Here is a 17,003-nt window from a genome sequence, read left to right as displayed (position 1 = left end):
ATAGGCTGTGCGCTCTGCGTAGAGATTTGCACCGCCCTTGGTCCGGACGTACTGAGAGTAAAACCAGTCGAAGGATGGAAGAGGGGTAAAGCCTTTGTGTTCTATCCAGAAAGATGCATCTCAGACGGCGCCTGTGTAGGTGTCTGCCCGACTCATGCGATCTTTTGGATGAGGCCAATGGAATACACCGCAGGCCAACCAGTGGCGCTCCACAAGAACGGTGTCTTCAACAAGGGCTGGGAAGAAGGTTAAAAATCCGAGCCGTCCCTTTTTTTACATTTTTACCTAATTATTGACTCCAGAATTCCATTCGAAAAAGCTTATCAACGATGACTGCCACTCTCTAGTCAGCATGTGCGACTATATCTCAACTGACTATAGGAGCAGGGTAAAAGCCAAAAACACGGTGCCACTTGACGAAGAGCCAGAGCTAGAGAAAGTGGAAGAGCAGCCAATTACCGCGAGGGCCTAGTTTCGGGCATTCCGAGCCCCTTATTTTTATTAATTCTCGACAGCTTTAACGCCTGTTTTGACCTCTCATTCGCAACACGGAGCGGCTCGGGAGAACGCTGGCCTGGCTTGATAAACTTCTCCACCAGCAAAACCGCGGTTGAAAGCGACATTCTGTGCCCCACGCTTACGAACAGCTTTTTTCCTTGCGCCTCCAAAGCGTACCCCAGGACTTCTCCTTTGTATTCCACAAAATGATCCTGGCGCTCCTTGCCGCACAAGAGGCTCTTTGCGACTCCGACCGCGGGTCTATCTAGTGACAATCCCACAAAGCATGCAAGGCCGCACCTGCGAGGATGCAGGAGGCCGTGGCCGTCTATCATTACCGCATCAAAGTTAGTGTTTAGCTTGGAAATTGTCTGTATCGCCACCGGGCCCTCGCGCAGCATGAATACGCCCGGCACATAAGGGGCTGGGGTGGGAACTTGGTTGTCTATGGCTTCTAAAATGCGGAAAGAATCGCCTGAAGCTTCATGGTTCTTTATGACCGTGGCAGAGCAATACGCCATGCCATTAGAGTATGACGCGTCAAAGCCGCAAACGGTTTCAAGCTTTGACGGCTCTGTATCGCAGGCTATGACCTCTCCGGCCATCCGTCTCTGAAGCTCTCCTGCCTTTTTGAAAATGCTGCTCTCCGAGCCGCTATCGCTCATGCTGCGACACTTTGATTCTATTGTCCCTTGAAGCAAGTACAAGGTCAATAGACTGTTTCAAAAAGTCGTCCCGCTCTGCTGCGATTACAATCTCCTCAAAGCCATTTGAATCCAAATACCGAGCCAGCGAGTCTGCAAACGTTGGAAAATCTGAAGCGGAATATTGAGAGCGTGCCGCGACATTGTGCGCGGCAGGATACACGTCGGAGATTTCTGCCGGAATGATTCCAAGGAATGGGCTGTAGCTGCATATCTGGCCATCCGGATAGGCCCTCCGCAGCTGGGCGTAAATCCTCGTTGAATAAAATGGATGCAGCTCGCCTTCTGGGCACAGCACCAGCTTTTTCTTGCCCCGCGCAGCGCACCGGGCTACCGCTTCACGAAACCGCCTGACCTCTGGCCTGTGCTGGTCGATTGGTTCGTAGAGAAACACCGCCTTGTCCTTGAAAAGCGCGGTTCCTTCTGCAAGAAACTCAAAGTCCTGGAACAGCCGGACCGCCTCCATTAGCTTGGGGTGCGCCCTTGCCTTTACCATGCAGTACTCCCACAGCCTCCCGTCCATTATGGCCTGCTTGACCGCATCGACCTCGGCTTTTAGGACGCTGAGGTTGTGCTTTGCTATCTCAACGGTTCTCTCGTCGTTTGGAAGCCCGCGCAGCTCGGCCGCCTTGTACGAGTTGCAGACGGGGCAAGGGCATGGGAGATACGACAGGTCGTCTATTCTCGCAGTGCCGTTCGGTAGCATGTACCTGCCCTCCCTTGCGTAAAGCATGTAGGATGCCGAATCGAAGGTATCGCAGCCAAGCGCGACGGCAAGTGAGATCGTAAGAGGGTGGCCGGCGCCAAAAAGGTGTATTGGTTTGCCTCTGGAAAGCGACCTCTTTGCCGTAGCTATCATTCGAGCCAGAACAGCAAACTCGTACGCCTCCATTACCTCGACCGGACTTCCAAGGGCAAGGAATGAAAAACCCATCTGGTCCAGAGCCTTGGCGGAACGCTCGACAAGGTCGGAATGCTCTGCCCCCTGAACCGGGCCTATCCATATCGCGCCGTCCTTGCCTTCGCTCCGTGGCGAGACGGCGTCTAGCGTTTTCCTGCAATTGGCAAGTGTAGTCTCTACATACTCTGATGCCTTGGAATGATCTAGCCCGTAGCCGGTGGGCTTGTCAAGGGGGATTGGGATGTCGCTCCTGATGTCCCTCTCAAAGAGGGCCATTGTCTCGGGATCTACCTCCACTGAACCGTATTCAAGCACTTGATAACCACCCGAGTCTGTCATTACAGAGCCGTCATAACCGATAATGTCGTGTATCCCGCGGCTTCTGGCTTCATCGCCATAGTGCCGGAGAGTGATGTATGCGTTGGTGATCACGCATTCAAAGCCCAGCTTTTTCAGGAAAGTCGTGCTGACCGTCTGCTTTACCGGGTGGACCACCGGCACAAAGGCCGGGGTCTCAAAGGTTCCGTGCGGAGTTTCTATCCTGCCGATCCGCGCTGCAAGGTCGCTGTGTCGGACTTCAAAAATTGGCACGGTTGCGTTACTGCTTCTTGCTATCTCTCATGAACTCGTCGTAGACTGCCTTTACCCTGTCTGCAGAAAGCCCCGTACCTTCTTCGACGCCGGCCTGGGTCACCTTAATCTTGTCCATGACAATAATCGCGCCCACATCCTCTCTTATTTTCACGAGGCCGGGAAAGACCCTGGAGAGCCTGTCTGCAAGCGCCTTGAAATCAAAGGGCTTTTCCATGAGCCGAATCTCCTTGACATAAGTGCCGTTTAAGATAAGCTTCAAGATGCCGTGACCCTCTACGTTGTCAAGTACCAGATCAAGCTTGTCATCAATGCCCGAAAGAGTACCACTGTAAATTTTTTGATCTGAAGTTTCTACAGAGACTTTTTTTCCAAGGAAATGAAAGGTCTCCTCACCAAATTTTCGAGATACAAGTGCAGCTGACATTCCGGAACGCTATGCGCCCGAGCAATATATATACCTGAACAAGAGGCAGGCTCGGACCCCAATGCGCGCAAAAGCCTCATTGCGTCGTCGCGCGGGATTCTACGGGTTCAATCGCGTCTCTCCACACTTTTCCTTCAGTTGCGACCTCGCCCGGTCAGCTAGACTTTCATGAGGCAACCATCCACTTTTTGAACAATTCGCCAAGGTCAAAAACATCAATCTCGCAGATGCCTTCCGCAAATTCCGCCTAGCGCTCCGGTTTTCTGATCGCAATTCTCAGGCGCGCTAGAACATGACCTATATTTTTTGAGACTGACGAGGAAAGACCAGGCATTTTGTCAGAAGATAGCGAGCCATGTGCCAGCGCGCCTGCTGGCTGGGATGAGCGATTACGAATCTATCCCGGATCGAGAACCATCCGTCAAAGCGCTTATCGTTTGCCCTGACCAGACTCCTTGCTTATCTGCGGTGACCCCCAGACGGCGTGTCATTTCTGGCTCCCAATGACAAATGGTGCTTGAAAGCAACCCCGGAGAGCCCTCTACCCCTCCAGGGTCAACCACCTGCAATCAACCTGCTAACATCTGCAAAATTGTCCGTTGACTAAACGCAGGAATCTGCAGGAAAATGTATCAATGTTATGGTAAATGCTTAGGGTAAAACGAAGTGCAAATATCTTTTATATTTCCCGTCCCAATAGCGAAGCAATGAAGCCACAAAGGTTCCCTTGCGGGTGCCTTCTGCAGCGCGACGACCAGAAACGGCTTGATCTACTGCCATGCGTCAGGCATGTTAGGGACTATTTCCTGGAGTACGGCTGCATGGGAGAATTCGTTCAGTGCTGACGGGAGCATGAGCGAGTGCGTAAGAATCCGGCATAAATGTACATTTTATCGGCCTCAAGGGAATCTCGGGCGACAAAAAATTTGACGATTCACGCGGGCTTATGATATCTTAGCGGCAGTGCATACTCTTCAGACGCGGCTTTGAGCCAAGTTAATGTTGCTTCCCTGGGATATAGACTGCATGGAAACCTTTGAAACCATCTTCTTTGTCGCGACGGGGTTTATCCCTACGCTTGCGTATCTTTACGCAAGGCAGGGGTGGAGGGCTGGAAAACCCAGAAGGACAGTTGTGGAGCCCGGCGACCCAAGGGAGGCAGAGAATGCCGTTTGATAGCGCTGCGGATGCGCTCTGCAGGCTCCTTGGGAAATGTGAAGCAGCAGCCGGCTCGGCGTGCTGGATATCGCGTGCCCCTCGGGATATAAGGCTGGCACCGAACGGGATCGAGTATTATTCCGTGGAGGTGACATGCACTGATGGCAGCCAGTATCAGCTATCGGCATTTGGGACAGAGGCACTGGAGCTGTTTGTGCTGGCACAAAAGAATTTTGGATTAACTGTACCCGCCGGAAGCAAAATTTTAGAGAACTGAGCAAATACCTTTTTAATATGATTTCTGATTAAGATGTGGCAAGTCTACGCGTGACGATAATCTCCAGCCGCGATGTCATTGAGGTTTGGGACGATGCTTCTCAGCCGAGCAGCAGGATTCATTCCCTCATCCTCGCAGTCCGGAACAATATTGACATTTGCACGGACATGACCGGCACGACTGTATTAATGGCAAGCGGTCCCATATGGGAAGCCTTTTTGGACCTGGCCAGACGCGGCGTAAAGATCCGCTTCATTACTGAAATTGCTCCGCAAAACATCGACAGGGTCCGGGAATTTATGAGGATTGCCGAGGTCAGGCATGCGGAGCCAAACTGTTCCATTTTTGCGGTTGCCGACGGAATGGACTATGTCTGCATCTCAGAGGCTCAGGATGGCTCGCTTTCAAAGGTCATCGCATGCAACCTGCCACAGTTTGTCCATCAGCAGAAATTCTTTTTTGAAACCCTTTGGGAAAGGGCCATCCCTGCCGAGGTTTTTATTCAAAAGGTTGAGCACGGTGTAGAACCGGAAAGGACCGAGGTTGTCTATTCTCGCAGGGAAATTTCTAGAAAGGTTCACGAGGCCCTCGGCGCGACTAAAAACTCGGTCGATATTTGCCAGGACAGATTCGGACCGTCTAATTTTGCCGCGTCACCTGACGCCCAGGCCCGGCTCGGGCAGCTTCGCGACAGGGGGATAAGAATCCGGCATATTGTCGAAATCACCCGAGACAACATTGCAGACTGTAGAAAAATTCGGGAGTTTTCAGAGCTGCGTCACGTTGACGGACTGAAAGGATACTTTTTGATATCGGACTCCAATTTTTTGGCATCCAATTCCAGCGAGAACCCCGAGAGGTCTCAAGCCCATTCGGTAATTACGAACTCACCGGGGCTTGTCAAGCAGCAGCAGTACCTCTTCAATCAGCTATGGGAAAAATCGATTGACTGCGAGTTGAGGTTTCTAGAGCTTGAGAGCGGCCTGGAGCGAGAGCGGACAGAAGTGTGGGAAGGCGGCAAGGCGATTCTAAAGAACGTCCTTGCTTCATACGACCAAATACGCAACCATTTCGACGCCTGCCTCGACCCCGGTTCTGTCAAGGCCCTGGCGGCTTCCCTCGATGTCATGAAGGGCCTTGAAGGGCTTTCGAGGCGGGGAATTAAACTCCGGATACTCACGGAAATCAATAATGAAAATCTAGTCTTTTGCAGGAGGATAATGGAATTTGCAGAGCTTCGCCACCTTGAGGTAGTCAAGGGTGATTTTGCAGTGACGGATGTATGGTATGAAGCGTCCGCGTCTTACGCCAACAGCAGCCTGCCAAAGGTGATCTTTAGCAACATAAAGCCCTTCGTCGAACACCAGCAGAACTTCTTTGACAGCCTCTGGAGCAAGGGCATGGACGCTCCGAGGAAGATACAGCAAATCCAGGAAGGCCGCCTGCCCGAGAAAACAGAGCTTATCCCTGATACCCGGGTCTCTATCGCTCTTGCGCAAAAGATAATGTCCCAGACAAAACACGAGCTCCTCGTGCTGTGGGCGACAGCAGGCACGCTCCAGTTTGCAGCTACTCCTGAAAACTCTTCCTTTTACAGGGACGCAATTGCAAACGGCGCTAAACTCCGGATGCTGGTGCCTTTTTCACCGGGGGCTGAGGAAACAAAGCGCAAAATGGAAGACCTGACACCGGGTATCGACATCAAGATCTCAGAAGGCAATCTGAGCAGCCGCATTACGATCCTGGTGTCGGATAGAAAGGAGTTCATGAGCTGGGAGCTTGTCGACGACTCGCTGCCAAGTCCGTTCGATGCCGGCGGGCTTGCAACCTATTCCAACCTAAAAGGATTGGCGCAGTCCTATGCCGTTATTTTCGATCAGCTGTGGAATGCGACCGAGCTTGCCGAGAACCTGCGCTCGGCAAATGCTCAGCTGGAGGAAAATGACAAGGCGATGAAGGACTTTATTGATATCGCGGCACATGAACTGCGAAATCCCATCCAGCCGATAATCGGGCTGACTGAGCTCCTGCAGGACTCAAAGACCGTCGCGCCGGAGCAAAAAAAGATACTTGACATAGTGCTAAGAAATGCAAGGCGATTGCTGACTTTATCTGAAGAAGTGCTCGACATCACCAGAATAGAAAGCGGTAACCTTCACCTGCAAAAGGTAGAGACCGACATATTCTGGGTGGCGCAGCGCATAATGGAGCGGTACAACAACGCCCAGAACCTCGCGCCCGGGAGCAAGAAGTTCATCCGCTTTAGATCTATGGATGCAAGTCCGCTGCTTGCGACAATAGATCCTGAGCGAATAGGTCAGGTGATAGAGAATTTGCTTTCAAACGCAGTCAAGTTTACTGGAGACAGCGGGACCATTGAAGTTGCAATTGAAAGGGTCGGAGGCAAAACAAGCGAGACTGAAAGGCAGGGAGCTGAAATGACCACCCGCGGCGGTGTCAGGAATGCTGGCCAAGAGTATGCGTTAATTTCGATCTCCGACGACGGAACTGGAGTCAGCAAAGAGATCCAGCAAAGGCTTTTTGACAAGTTCGCGTCAGACTCTGAAAAAGGCATGGGGCTCGGGCTGTACATCTGCAAAAAAATTATCGAGGCGCATGGAGGGGAAATCTGGCTTGAAAACAAATCTCCGAGCGTACCTGGTGCCAATGAACACGGTGCGACCTTTTGCTTCACTCTCCCGCTGAAGATTCAGTAGACCCATCCGAATTTGCGTACATCGAGTCCTGCAGGATAGGTAACTGATAACGGAATAATGCTACTCAGACAAAGGTCTCGATTTCTTTCAAAAACTCGTCGTTTGTGACCGGCTTTCGGATAAGGTGATTAGCACCGAGCTGTTCAGTCACGCTGCTAAGCTCCGGCGACAGGTCAAGGGACGTGAGGAAAACTATTCTTGCTTCAGAATCAATTGCTCTTATTGAGCGGAACAGCTGGACCCCGTTTATCTTTGGCATCCGGATGTCCAGCAGGACGACGTCGTAACTCCCAGGACCCTTCTGGGCATAGTTTGAAAGTGCGGTCGCCGAATCCACAAAAGCGTCAACTTGGTGGCCGCGTGACTTTAGCACCGATTCGTAGGTGAATAATACGTCTTCCTCGTCGTCTACCAGTAATAGCCTGAGTGACCTCTTTTGAGGGCCGATTTGAGCCGCCGGGATGCCTTTCTCGCCCGGTGCCTCGTTGAAAACCACTTCTGGACGCACAGCGTCAAGCTCTGCCAGCGGCCTTGATGGTCTCAGACGCTTAGGAACCACTCGAGGCGTTTTGATTGCCTGCGAGGCGATTGGCGCAATTCTGCCCAGGGCCTCAAGGCCAGAATCTGAGATCGAGATCGCGCTGTGCGAAAAGTCGGATCTGTTTTCATTCTGTATGTGCGCCTTGATTTTCGACCGCGTTATCCAACCAAGCGCCTCAAGGAGGCTCACATACCGTATGCAGCCATAGTAGCTCATTCTCGTCTCGATCGCCAGGTTTGTAATTCTCATTTCCTCTCCCCTGCTCAGGACTCCAAGCATCCGTGATATGACATCAAAAGAGAACGAGCCTAGCCTGCGTGTCACAGAGGCTTATAACGGAGCTAATATTTAACAAATAGCTAAAGCACGAAATTAAAGAGGCAGAGGACCAGCGGCTCGGGTTTTCGGCAATTCATTATTATTGAACGAATCTTTGTGTTCTTTTGAAAAGGAGAGGGCTTGGATGACGCGGATCTCTTCCGGCGCTGCCGTTCTTGATTCACTGCTACGACAGGATTACAGCCGCATCGCCTCAAGTCTGGCCGGCTTTGTCAAAAGATACATCGCATCGTCCAATTCAGGCGGGGTTGTAGTTGGTTTGAGCGGCGGCCTCGACTCGTCTGCCGTTGCCACGATTTGCGTTAGAGCGATAGGCGCGGACCGAGTCTACGGCCTTATCATGCCGGCGGCTGCCACACCTGAACAGGACATCAATGATGCGGCAGGACTCGCACGTTCCCTTGGAATCAGGTACGACACTCCACGACTCGAGGACATCGTTTCGGAGTTCCAGTCGGCGCTACCGGGCTCAAGCGACAACAAGCCGCTAGGTAACCTGACCTCGAGAATCAGGATGTCTGTCCTGTACTACTATGCCGCCGTAAACAAAATGCTAGTCGCGGGGACAACAGACAAGAGCGAGCTTCTCATAGGCTATTTTACAAAGTACGGCGACGGAGCAGCTGACATTGAGCCAATCGCGTCTCTCTACAAGTCACAGGTGCGCGCGCTGGGAAAGTTTCTGAAAGTCCCCGATGAGATACTTCAGAAAAAAAGCAGCCCGAGGCTCTGGCAAAATCAGCTGGCCGAGGAGGAAATTGGAATAGATTACGAGACAATCGACTCGGTCCTTTACCTTCTAGTTGACAAGAAAATGGACAAAAACAAAATTTCAAGAAAGCTTGGCATCGATAGCAATACCATTGACAAAATCACGGGTATGGTACTGTCAAGCGCCCACAAGCGAAAGACTCCGCCCTTCCCAAGACTGAGAGCCTGACTCTCGCTCTCAGAGGGCATCACGGACATTGCATCCGTTGAGACGGTCAGTACGAAAGGTGAAATAGATGTTGGTCGGTAATGGAACCCTACGCGATGCACTGCAGAAGCGTTTGCTCAAACTTCAAGGCAACAAGGCATGAGCATGAGAGCCACTACTTTAACGGCCACAAGCGGTGCAACGAATGCGAGGTGTTCCTCAAGTGGGACGGAGCCCGGTGCCCGTGCTGCGGGAGGATGCTTCGCAGCAGACCTCACAACACGAAACTAAAAGCTCGTCTCAGGGCACGCTAGCGCTACTTGCCATACCTTCTGACTCTTTGCTGATATGTCCTAATGGCGCGCATCAGGTCGATTTTTCGAAATTCCGGCCAGAAAACGTCCATGAACATTAGCTCACTGTAGGCGCTCTGCCATATCAGAAACCCGCTTAGCCTCTTCTCACCTGAGGTTCGCAGAATCAGATCCGGCTCGGGCTGCGGCAGGTGCGAGGTATAGAGGCAGGATTCTATAGTCTTCTCGTCAATTTCCTCCACCTCAATTTCACCCTCCTTTGCCATCCTTGCTATTTTTCTGATTGCCTCGATAAGCTCCTTCTGGCCGCCATAGGCTATGGCAATATTGAGAAACATCCTGTCATACTCCGCGGTTTCCTCCTCCAGTTTTGACAGTATCTGCCTGATTTTTTCCGGCAAGAGTTTTGTATCTCCTATGGCCTTTATCTTCATCTGCCTCTTGTGAATTCTGGGGTCGTCGTAAAGGCGCTGGAGCTTGACCTCGAGAAGCCGGTAAATGTTGTCAAGTTCTGAATCCTTCCTGTCAAGGTTCTCAGTCGAAAGAACGTAGAGAGTCGTTATTCTGATCCCAATGTCGTGGATCCAGTTCAGAAGCTCCTCTGCCTTGTCAGCCCCGTGAAAGTGGCCCTTTCCTGTCTCAAGCAGGTGGTACTTGGCCCATCTTCGGTTGCCGTCCAGCACGATTGCGACATGGTTCGGGAGAGGCGACTTGACAATCTTTGATTCCAGGTGGCGCTCGTAGACGGAGTATATGCCGCTTACCTGAAGAAGCGTTTCTGCGATGGCCTTGCCTCCCCTGTCAATCTGATAAGCAGAAATGCCCATGTCTAGAACCGCGTTGGAAAAAGATAACCTGTTCTATTATATATGAGATGCTGTGGAGACAGACCTTCCACTCTATTGAAATTTTCTAGTTAGCCCGCTCTGGAAAATTTCAGAAAGTGAGAAACACCTCGGAAACAGGCTCGCGGATTCCCATGTTGCGGATTGATTTCTCAAACTCGCGCTTGCCATCTGATACTAGAATTTGCAGCCTGCCGGTACCGCGCTTTTTGGCCATCCTGTTGAATGACAGGAATTTCCTCACGTCCTTTGCAACCGTCTGGGCGGGATCAACAAACCTTACGTTGGGCAAAAGTGCAGCAAGATACCGCTTGACAAAGGGAAGATGAGTGCTCGAGAGCGTTATCACGTCAAGCATCTGATCCACATCGTCTCCAAGCACCCTGCTTATGACATCAAACGTCCTCTTCTCATTTTCAAGATGGACGCCGTTTTCAATAAGTTCAACTATAGGCGATGCGTTGAATTTCGTAACAAGGATGTGCTGCGGGACCTCGCGGTGTATCTGGTTCTCAAGCTCCCGACTTCTTATGGTGCCCTCGGTTGCCATTATTCCGATATGCTTCTTTTTTGTGAGCCTCACTGCCTCTTTCAGAGGCGGGCGAACGCCTATCAGCGGGACGTCCGGAGTAATCTTTCTTATCTCTTCAAGCACCTGAACCGAGGGGGTGTTTGAAGCCACAACTATGAGCTTGGGCTTGTAGCGCTGGAGATAGATTATCGTGTTTGAGATTATCTGCCGAAGTTCGGCATGGGACTTGCTGCCATACGGAAAGTGGACCCTGTCTGCAAAGTACAGCAAATCCTCGTAAGGGATCTCGCGCTTTAGCTCACGGATGATTGATAACGAGCCTATTCCAGAGTCGAACACGGCAACAGGGTTATTGGTCACTTGGAACTTGAGCTTCGCACTGCCAATATAAATAAACAAGTCCTGTCAGCAGGCAGGCAACGGTTCTCAAACTTTCGAGTGTTTTTTCTCTGCAGGATACACATTTAACGTTCGCAAGGATTCCGGACATATGTTGTCAGAAATCGACCGAACGAAAAAGGTGTATCTCATCGTACACGGCCAGCGCCAGCTGATCGAGCCGATAAAGCAGTCCCTGTCAGCCAAGTTTTCAAAGGAAAACATGGAAATGGCCTCACTTGAGAGGGCGGGAAGCCCGGGCGAGTACGTTGCGATGATATGGCCTCCGATGGCACCAAAAGAGATCGTGGTCAGCCAGATAACTGATGAAAAGGGCACGGGACAGGGAATGGGGGCTTGGGGTGCAGTCAAGCAGAAGGAGCTTTTCCGTTTGCCTCTCGGACAATGAGTACCAATAGCTAAGCAACTGGTTTACTGGATTATACACCCGGAATTAATAGCGAACATCTGAAGGTGTTCGCATGACTGGTTTTGATAAAAACTGGACTAACGCCCAGAACTACGGGAGCACCTCCGAGAGGCTAAAGGAGCAGATAAGGCCTCAAGGTCCTCTAAAGCCGAGGATTGAGACTGCGATAAACAAGCTCCAGCTTCAGACTTCAAAGCTGGACACAATGGTTACCAAACTAAACGAGCGAGATGCCTCGCTATTTAGACGCGTAGTGGACTCGATGCAGAGACACGACACCGACTCTGCAAAGGTATTATCCAACGAGCTGGCCGAGGTCCGCAAGATGTCAAAGACGCTAGGACAGGCCAGGATGGCGCTTGAACAGGTTTCAATGAGGCTTTCCACCATCCATGACATGGGAGATGCGATGGTTACTCTGGGCCCCGCAATGGCCTCGATCAGGGGCATAAAGGGTGGCCTTGGCAGATTTGTTCCAGGCGCCGACGCAGAAATCAACAACGTGCAGAGCCTGCTTTCGGGCATCATGATGGAATCGATGCAGGGCAGCGGCACTGGAATAGACCTCAACACTGGCGGCGGCTCTGACATCGACCAGATAATGATGGAAGCCTCTGCGGTAGCAGAGCAGAAAGTGCATGACAAATTCCCGTCGACAAGCAGCATCGGTGACCTTGGAATGCAGACTGGCGCGGAGAGCCAGCAATAAGGGGTAATACTCATGGCATCACGAGGAGCTTTACTGGCAGTGTTCGGATCGGTAGGATTCGCGATAGGGTTCGTTGCCTTCTTTGCGTCCACTTCGCTAGGCGCTTTTCTGGCATACGTCTGGCCCAACATCATCATTGACAAGAACGTTGTCTTTGCAACGGTGAGCGGGGCTGCGGGTGCAGGAATAAGCACGGCTGTGGTGAGCGCGTGGGCAAAGAGACCCTAGCTCGGCGGCCGTAACCTGCACGGCAATATACTACCTTCCCTCTCTTCTTTTTCCTAGTCTTTGACAGAATTGTTCGGCGTGGCCCTCCGGTATCCATGCGTAAAACCCGGGTCGTAAACCTTGGAGAATTCGTAACCTGCAGGGGAAATTGCCTCGCCCACGATTATCAGCGCCGTCTTGATAATTCTCGCGTCCTTTGTCTTTCTTGCAATGTCTCCAAGGGTGCCAGTGATTATCTTCTGATCGTCCCATGTGGCCCGGAAGACAACTGCAGCGGGGGTGCTTTCCGTGTACTGTCCGCCCTTTAGCAGCTCCGCGACCACATCTTCAATGAGGTGGACGCTGAGGTAAAAGGCCATGGTGGCGCCGTGCTTGGCAAGCTCTGCTATTGACTCTCGCTTTGGCACCGGCGTCCTGAGCTCAGCGCGGCTTATTATCAGAGTCTGCGTGATTCCCGGGACGGTCAGCTCGAGGTTCATGGCCGCGGCCGCGCCCAGGATCGCAGTCACGCCCGGAACGACAACAGACCTGATCCCTTCGCGCTCCAGTTTGTCTATCTGCTCCCTTATCGTGCTAAAGAGCGCCGGGTCGCCGTCGTGAAACCTGATGGCAAGTTTTCCGGCCAGCGCTGAATCCCGCAGGATCTCAAATATTTTTTCCCTGTCAATTACAGCCGCGTCGTGGAGCTGCGCATCCTTTCTGGCATACTTTAGGATTTCCGGGTTTAGGAGCGAGCCGGAATAAATGATAACATCAGCCTGCTCGACCAGCCTCTTTGCCTTCAAGGTGATAAGCTCCGGGTCTCCCGGGCCGGAGCCGACAAAGTACACCGTCGGGCGGTTATCCGCAGTATTGGCGTTTCCTGTCTCAAGTTGCATACTTGTTCTTTTTCGCCACCATTATGGAAAAATACTTTTCAGTCGGGCCCTTTCTGCCCCGCAGGCTTGCTAGGTCTGTCAGCTCGAGGATTTCGCCCTCGGCTGCAGAAACGTCCTGGGCTATGGCTATCTCCGAGTCGCCGGCAAATCCGGCCTCTCCAAGCATCTCCACGACGCTGTCAAAATACCTGCCGTCCTTGAGAAATATTACCGAGTCGCATGCAACGGCGGTCCTTCTCACCCTGTCCATGTCGTAGCAGGCGGGAACGACGGCGACTGTCTCATCGCCTTCGGCAAGGCTGATCTTGGCCCTGGCTGCTATCGCAAACATCGACGCTACGCCTGGCACTACTTCCACCTCGATGTCCGGGTGCATGCGCCTGAGCTCGCGATGAACGTAAATCCATGTGCTGTAAAGGGCCGGGTCGCCCAGCGTAAGGTATACCACCCTCTTGCCTGTCCTGGCTTCCTGTGCAATGGAATCGGCGTTTCTCTGCCAGTACTCCTTGAGCGAGTCCCTGTCCTTTACCATCGGAAAAATCAGGCTGATTGTCTTGGAACTCTTGCTAACATACTTGTCGACAACCGATAATGCAATGCTCGGCTTGCCCTCCCGTGCGGTCGGGGCAAATATAACTTCGGCATTCTGTATGAGGTTTGCAGCCTTGACGGTCAAAAGGTCAGGATCACCAGGGCCGCAGCCGACACAGAAAATCTTGACCATCTCGGTTTGCGGCATCAGACCTTAATTTAGTCCTATGGAAAAATCTGCTCGCCGGTATGCCTGTCGACTATTCTGATGGCCTTGGTGGGGCAGGTCTGAGCGGCTGCATAGACCCGCTCAAAGGTTTCGCAGGTTTCGCATTCAACCACGGCCTTTGGGTTGACCCTCCTGTTCTTCTCAACGACAAATACCTTAGGGGCTAGAACCTCGCAGCTGCCAAATGCCATGCACAGGGAAGGCTCGACTATGATCTGAAACCTGCCCTTCGGTGTATCGAGCAATGTTGGCCCGTGATACACCGAGGTCCGCTCAGCTGCCTGGTGGCCTGAAGGGTGCTGGGACGCAGGAGTGCTGTTTTCAGCCGGTTCCGCTGCGCCTGTGCCAGGCCGCTCAAACTCTTGCCAGTCCGCGCTCTCTGGGGCTGTCCGGCTGGCCTGGTAATGATGCTCCCTGTGAACGGGGTCGACGATCCCCATCCTGTCATAATCTGCCCTTTTGTTGTGGTCCGAGAGGACTTCAAACGCCAGGTTTATCGTCTTTATAATTTCCTCTGCCTGTGAGGAGGAATTCTTGTCGGGATGGTACTTTTTTGCAAGCCGCCGGTATGCGCGCCTTATCTCATGATAGCTGGCCCTTTCCGAAACTCCAAGTATCGCGTAATAGCCCTTTGAATCAGCCAATAATGAGTGCTCTCAATCGACTTTCGCTTCTATTATTCCTTCTGTGATTATGACGCCGGGAAAAACCAAAAAGGGTAAAAACAAGCGGCATCAAGTACTTGCTGCATGCCAGCAACAAAGCGGGGCAAAAAGACGAAATCAAAAGTACGACCTGCAAAATCCAAGAGAACCACAGCCAAAAAGTCGTCGAGCCGCAAGACCACCGGCTTGCGAGCAGGAACTGCAAAAAGATCGGCAAGGCGGCCAGCGCGAGGCAGCCCATCAGCATCACTCACTGCCGAGCCAACTCGGATCAATGAGACATCGCCAGTCTTGAACGCAACTGAAGCTGTTGCCGAAGCGCCATCTGCCGTCCAGCAAGAGGCTGCGGCGCAGACTACAAACTGAGTCAAACTACAGAATCCGGCGTTTCACGGGTTAGTACGGCGCATGCTGCGCCCTAGCCGAAGTAATCTTCTAAGTTTTGGCGCAATAGTGAAAACCGATTTCACTTGTTAGTCACATTAGCGTTTAATAATTTCCAGCAAACCTACGCTGGAAATGAAGGAACAAAGTACCAGAACATTTGTCGCCGGTCTGGCCATGCTGCTGTTGGTCGTACCAATGGCGTTTGCAAACATCGCGCCAGCGCATGCCGCGACACCCGAAGGGATCATCATCCCCTTGTATACATACCCTGGTAGCACGTGGGACACGGTAACTGCTGAAAAGAAGGCACACCCAAACGTTCCCATTGTTGCCATAGTCAATCCGTCAAACGGACCGGGATCTTCAAAGGACTCAAACTACGCTTCCGGCATCGCACAGCTTAGTTCCGCCGGAGTCCAGGTAATAGGCTACGTCTCAACGTCGTACACGGGCCGCGGCCTGTCAGCGGTTGAGAACGATGTAAGCACCTGGGCCAGCTGGTATCCGGGCATCAGCGGAATCTTTTTTGACGAGATGTCAAATACCGCGGGCGGGGAGTCATTCTACTCGACCGCCTCGTCATACGCGCATTCGCTGGGCCTGTCCTTTACAGTTGGAAACCCCGGAGCAAACACGATCCCCTCGTATCTTGGCACGGTAAACCTCGTGCTGATTTACGAAAGCCCCGGATTGCCAGACCTCAGCGGCTACAGCAGCTGGTCCGGCTACGACAAGTCGCAGCTCGGAATGATTCCATTTGGCGTCAGCCCATTCTCCAGCTCCTGGGTGACCAGTGCCGAGTCCACCGTGGGATGGCTCTACGTCACAAACGATGTACTGCCAAATCCATGGGACACAGTCACCCCCTACCTTGACCAGCTCGCCACCATATTTGACACCGGTTCGGTAGGCAGCGGGGGAACAGGAGGGGGCGGAAGCTCCGGTTCAGACCCAAAGCTGACTGTAAACTCGCTTGACCAGAATGGCAACGCGGTCAATGGAATGTGGACCACGGTGAGCCAGAACGGCGCGGTGGTAAGCACTGGCTTTACACCGCTGACCTTCTCACTTGCCTCTGGTTCTTACAGCGTGACAGTCGCAAACTATGGACAGCTGACCTTCAGCCATTGGCAGGACGGCTCGACTTCAAGCACTCGCACAGTGAACCTGAACAGCGACGCTTCAATTACAGCCTACTACAATAACGGCCAGGCACCACAGCCGACCACAACCACAATCAGCGTGACTACTGCGGATTCCTCGGGCCACGCGCTTACCGGCTACTACACAACCCTTTCCGACTCAAGCGGCAACGTCTTGCAGACCCAGTTCTCCCCTGCAGCGTTTACTGTAAACACCGGGCAGAGCTACCAGGTGCAGGTTGCCGACTATGGCCAGTACAAATTCTCACACTGGCAGGACGGCTCCACCTCGCGCTCTATTACCGTGACTCCGTCGAGCCCGGTAAACCTCCAGGCTACTTACTCCTCCGCGTCGGCACCCCCGCCAGCCCCAGTGCATGCCAAGCTCAGCATCAGATCCGTTGACAGCAGCGGCAATGCCGTAAACGGCCTTTATGCGACAATCACAAACAGCGCGAACCAGGCAAAGTCCGGCTTTACGCCTGCAAGCTTCAGCTTGCTCACGGGCCAGTCATACACCGTATCAGTGGGTGACTATGGAATCTACAAGTTCTCCCACTGGGACAATGGAAGCACTAGCAGGACAAGGACTGTAAGCATAACTGACAACACGAGCATTATGGCCTACTACTCGACCAGCTAGGCCGTAACTCCACCCAGCCG

20 protein-coding genes are annotated in these 17,003 nt (G+C 52.5%); 11 read left to right on the top strand and 9 right to left on the bottom strand.

Features of this window, described 5'->3' with window-relative positions; translation table 11 throughout:
- Window positions 1-252 (top strand): 4Fe-4S dicluster domain-containing protein (locus ABI361_05045; protein ID MEO9320020.1); only part of this gene is annotated, 252 nt, incomplete at its 5' end.
- A 40-nt stretch (window positions 253-292) separates the two neighbouring features.
- Window positions 293-472: a hypothetical protein gene (locus ABI361_05040; GenBank protein MEO9320019.1), complete on the top strand. Its 180-nt coding sequence runs from the start codon at window positions 293-295 to the stop codon at window positions 470-472.
- On the opposite strand, the gene ABI361_05035 is transcribed toward ABI361_05040, so the two are convergent.
- The 3 genes from ABI361_05035 to ABI361_05025 are packed head-to-tail and all read right to left on the bottom strand — an operon-like array spanning window position 456 to window position 3,121.
- Window positions 456-1,163, bottom strand: coding sequence for an endonuclease V (locus ABI361_05035; protein MEO9320018.1), 708 nt, complete (start codon window positions 1,161-1,163; stop codon window positions 456-458). The genes ABI361_05040 and ABI361_05035 overlap by 17 nt on opposite strands.
- Window positions 1,153-2,694, bottom strand: a complete 1,542-nt coding sequence (gene tgtA, locus ABI361_05030; GenBank protein MEO9320017.1) for a tRNA guanosine(15) transglycosylase TgtA — start codon at window positions 2,692-2,694, stop codon at window positions 1,153-1,155. The genes ABI361_05035 and tgtA overlap by 11 nt, the downstream gene beginning before the upstream one ends.
- A gap of 7 nt (window positions 2,695-2,701) precedes the next feature.
- Window positions 2,702-3,121 carry an Lsm family RNA-binding protein gene (locus ABI361_05025; protein MEO9320016.1) on the bottom strand — a complete coding sequence of 140 codons (420 nt, stop codon included), beginning with the start codon at window positions 3,119-3,121 and terminating at the stop codon, window positions 2,702-2,704.
- Between the two features lie 1,026 nt (window positions 3,122-4,147).
- On the opposite strand from ABI361_05025, the gene ABI361_05020 reads away from it, so the two are divergent.
- From ABI361_05020 to ABI361_05010, 3 genes are read left to right on the top strand one after another with little or no spacing between them, the layout of a single operon-like run.
- Entirely contained in the window at window positions 4,148-4,297 is a 150-nt protein-coding gene (locus ABI361_05020; protein MEO9320015.1) for a hypothetical protein, read from the top strand.
- Window positions 4,287-4,556, top strand: coding sequence for a hypothetical protein (locus tag ABI361_05015; GenBank protein MEO9320014.1), 270 nt, complete (start codon window positions 4,287-4,289; stop codon window positions 4,554-4,556). The genes ABI361_05020 and ABI361_05015 overlap by 11 nt, the downstream gene beginning before the upstream one ends.
- Window positions 4,557-4,606: 50 nt before the next feature.
- Window positions 4,607-7,273, top strand: coding sequence for a HAMP domain-containing sensor histidine kinase (locus ABI361_05010; protein ID MEO9320013.1), 2,667 nt, complete (start codon window positions 4,607-4,609; stop codon window positions 7,271-7,273).
- Window positions 7,274-7,337: 64 nt separating this feature from the next.
- Here ABI361_05010 and ABI361_05005 read toward each other — a convergent pair whose 3' ends face one another.
- Entirely contained in the window at window positions 7,338-8,138 is an 801-nt protein-coding gene (locus ABI361_05005) for a response regulator (GenBank protein MEO9320012.1), read from the bottom strand.
- A gap of 139 nt (window positions 8,139-8,277) precedes the next feature.
- Here ABI361_05005 and ABI361_05000 point away from each other — a divergent pair, with 139 nt between their 5' ends.
- Complete coding sequence (locus tag ABI361_05000; protein MEO9320011.1) at window positions 8,278-9,093, top strand: NAD+ synthase; 816 nt, start codon at window positions 8,278-8,280, stop codon at window positions 9,091-9,093.
- 295 nt (window positions 9,094-9,388) lie between these two features.
- On the opposite strand, the gene uppS is transcribed toward ABI361_05000, so the two are convergent.
- Complete coding sequence (gene uppS / locus ABI361_04995; protein MEO9320010.1) at window positions 9,389-10,213, bottom strand: polyprenyl diphosphate synthase; 825 nt, start codon at window positions 10,211-10,213, stop codon at window positions 9,389-9,391.
- A gap of 109 nt (window positions 10,214-10,322) precedes the next feature.
- Window positions 10,323-11,123, bottom strand: a complete 801-nt coding sequence (gene murI, locus ABI361_04990) for a glutamate racemase (protein MEO9320009.1) — start codon at window positions 11,121-11,123, stop codon at window positions 10,323-10,325.
- A gap of 133 nt (window positions 11,124-11,256) precedes the next feature.
- Between murI and ABI361_04985 the strand changes: the two genes are divergently transcribed.
- From ABI361_04985 to ABI361_04975, 3 genes are all read left to right on the top strand, one after another.
- Entirely contained in the window at window positions 11,257-11,550 is a 294-nt protein-coding gene (locus ABI361_04985) for a hypothetical protein (GenBank protein MEO9320008.1), read from the top strand.
- Between the two features lie 73 nt (window positions 11,551-11,623).
- On the top strand, window positions 11,624-12,280 hold the full coding sequence (locus ABI361_04980; protein MEO9320007.1) for a hypothetical protein: 657 nt from the start codon (window positions 11,624-11,626) through the stop codon (window positions 12,278-12,280).
- Window positions 12,281-12,292: 12 nt separating this feature from the next.
- Window positions 12,293-12,508: a hypothetical protein gene (locus ABI361_04975; protein MEO9320006.1), complete on the top strand. Its 216-nt coding sequence runs from the start codon at window positions 12,293-12,295 to the stop codon at window positions 12,506-12,508.
- Between the two features lie 53 nt (window positions 12,509-12,561).
- Here the strand turns inward: ABI361_04975 and cobM are convergent, their stop codons facing one another.
- From cobM to ABI361_04960, 3 genes are read right to left on the bottom strand one after another with little or no spacing between them, the layout of a single operon-like run.
- Complete coding sequence (gene cobM / locus ABI361_04970; protein MEO9320005.1) at window positions 12,562-13,386, bottom strand: precorrin-4 C(11)-methyltransferase; 825 nt, start codon at window positions 13,384-13,386, stop codon at window positions 12,562-12,564.
- Window positions 13,376-14,125, bottom strand: a complete 750-nt coding sequence (gene cobI, locus ABI361_04965) for a precorrin-2 C(20)-methyltransferase (protein ID MEO9320004.1) — start codon at window positions 14,123-14,125, stop codon at window positions 13,376-13,378. Before cobI ends, cobM begins: the two co-directional genes overlap by 11 nt.
- A gap of 17 nt (window positions 14,126-14,142) precedes the next feature.
- On the bottom strand, window positions 14,143-14,790 hold the full coding sequence (locus ABI361_04960; protein ID MEO9320003.1) for a DnaJ domain-containing protein: 648 nt from the start codon (window positions 14,788-14,790) through the stop codon (window positions 14,143-14,145).
- A 105-nt stretch (window positions 14,791-14,895) separates the two neighbouring features.
- On the opposite strand from ABI361_04960, the gene ABI361_04955 reads away from it, so the two are divergent.
- Window positions 14,896-15,177 carry a hypothetical protein gene (locus ABI361_04955; protein ID MEO9320002.1) on the top strand — a complete coding sequence of 94 codons (282 nt, stop codon included), beginning with the start codon at window positions 14,896-14,898 and terminating at the stop codon, window positions 15,175-15,177.
- Window positions 15,178-15,330: 153 nt separating this feature from the next.
- A complete protein-coding gene (locus ABI361_04950) occupies window positions 15,331-16,983 on the top strand; it encodes a spherulation-specific family 4 protein (GenBank protein ID MEO9320001.1) in 1,653 nt (550 codons plus the stop codon).
- Window positions 16,984-17,003 lie beyond the last annotated feature (20 nt).

It is taken from the genome of Nitrososphaera sp. (genome assembly GCA_039938515.1).
Taxonomy (GTDB): Archaea; Thermoproteota; Nitrososphaeria; order Nitrososphaerales; family Nitrososphaeraceae; genus Nitrososphaera.
The sequence above is the reverse complement of the archived record's forward strand: the minus strand, read 5'-3'. Positions and strand labels throughout refer to the sequence as shown.

Coding starts and splice junctions, on each gene's coding strand:
- ABI361_05025 (MEO9320016.1), bottom strand. CDS start 3,121: ATGTCAGCTGCACTTGTATCTCGAAAATTTGGTGAGGAGACCTTTCAT.
- ABI361_05020 (MEO9320015.1), top strand. CDS start 4,148: ATGGAAACCTTTGAAACCATCTTCTTTGTCGCGACGGGGTTTATCCCT.
- cobM (MEO9320005.1), bottom strand. CDS start 13,386: ATGCAACTTGAGACAGGAAACGCCAATACTGCGGATAACCGCCCGACG.
- ABI361_04955 (MEO9320002.1), top strand. CDS start 14,896: ATGCCAGCAACAAAGCGGGGCAAAAAGACGAAATCAAAAGTACGACCT.
- uppS (MEO9320010.1), bottom strand. CDS start 10,213: ATGGGCATTTCTGCTTATCAGATTGACAGGGGAGGCAAGGCCATCGCA.
- ABI361_04980 (MEO9320007.1), top strand. CDS start 11,624: ATGACTGGTTTTGATAAAAACTGGACTAACGCCCAGAACTACGGGAGC.
- cobI (MEO9320004.1), bottom strand. CDS start 14,125: ATGCCGCAAACCGAGATGGTCAAGATTTTCTGTGTCGGCTGCGGCCCT.
- ABI361_04975 (MEO9320006.1), top strand. CDS start 12,293: ATGGCATCACGAGGAGCTTTACTGGCAGTGTTCGGATCGGTAGGATTC.
- ABI361_05015 (MEO9320014.1), top strand. CDS start 4,287: ATGCCGTTTGATAGCGCTGCGGATGCGCTCTGCAGGCTCCTTGGGAAA.
- ABI361_04950 (MEO9320001.1), top strand. CDS start 15,331: ATGAAGGAACAAAGTACCAGAACATTTGTCGCCGGTCTGGCCATGCTG.
- ABI361_05035 (MEO9320018.1), bottom strand. CDS start 1,163: ATGAGCGATAGCGGCTCGGAGAGCAGCATTTTCAAAAAGGCAGGAGAG.
- ABI361_05000 (MEO9320011.1), top strand. CDS start 8,278: ATGACGCGGATCTCTTCCGGCGCTGCCGTTCTTGATTCACTGCTACGA.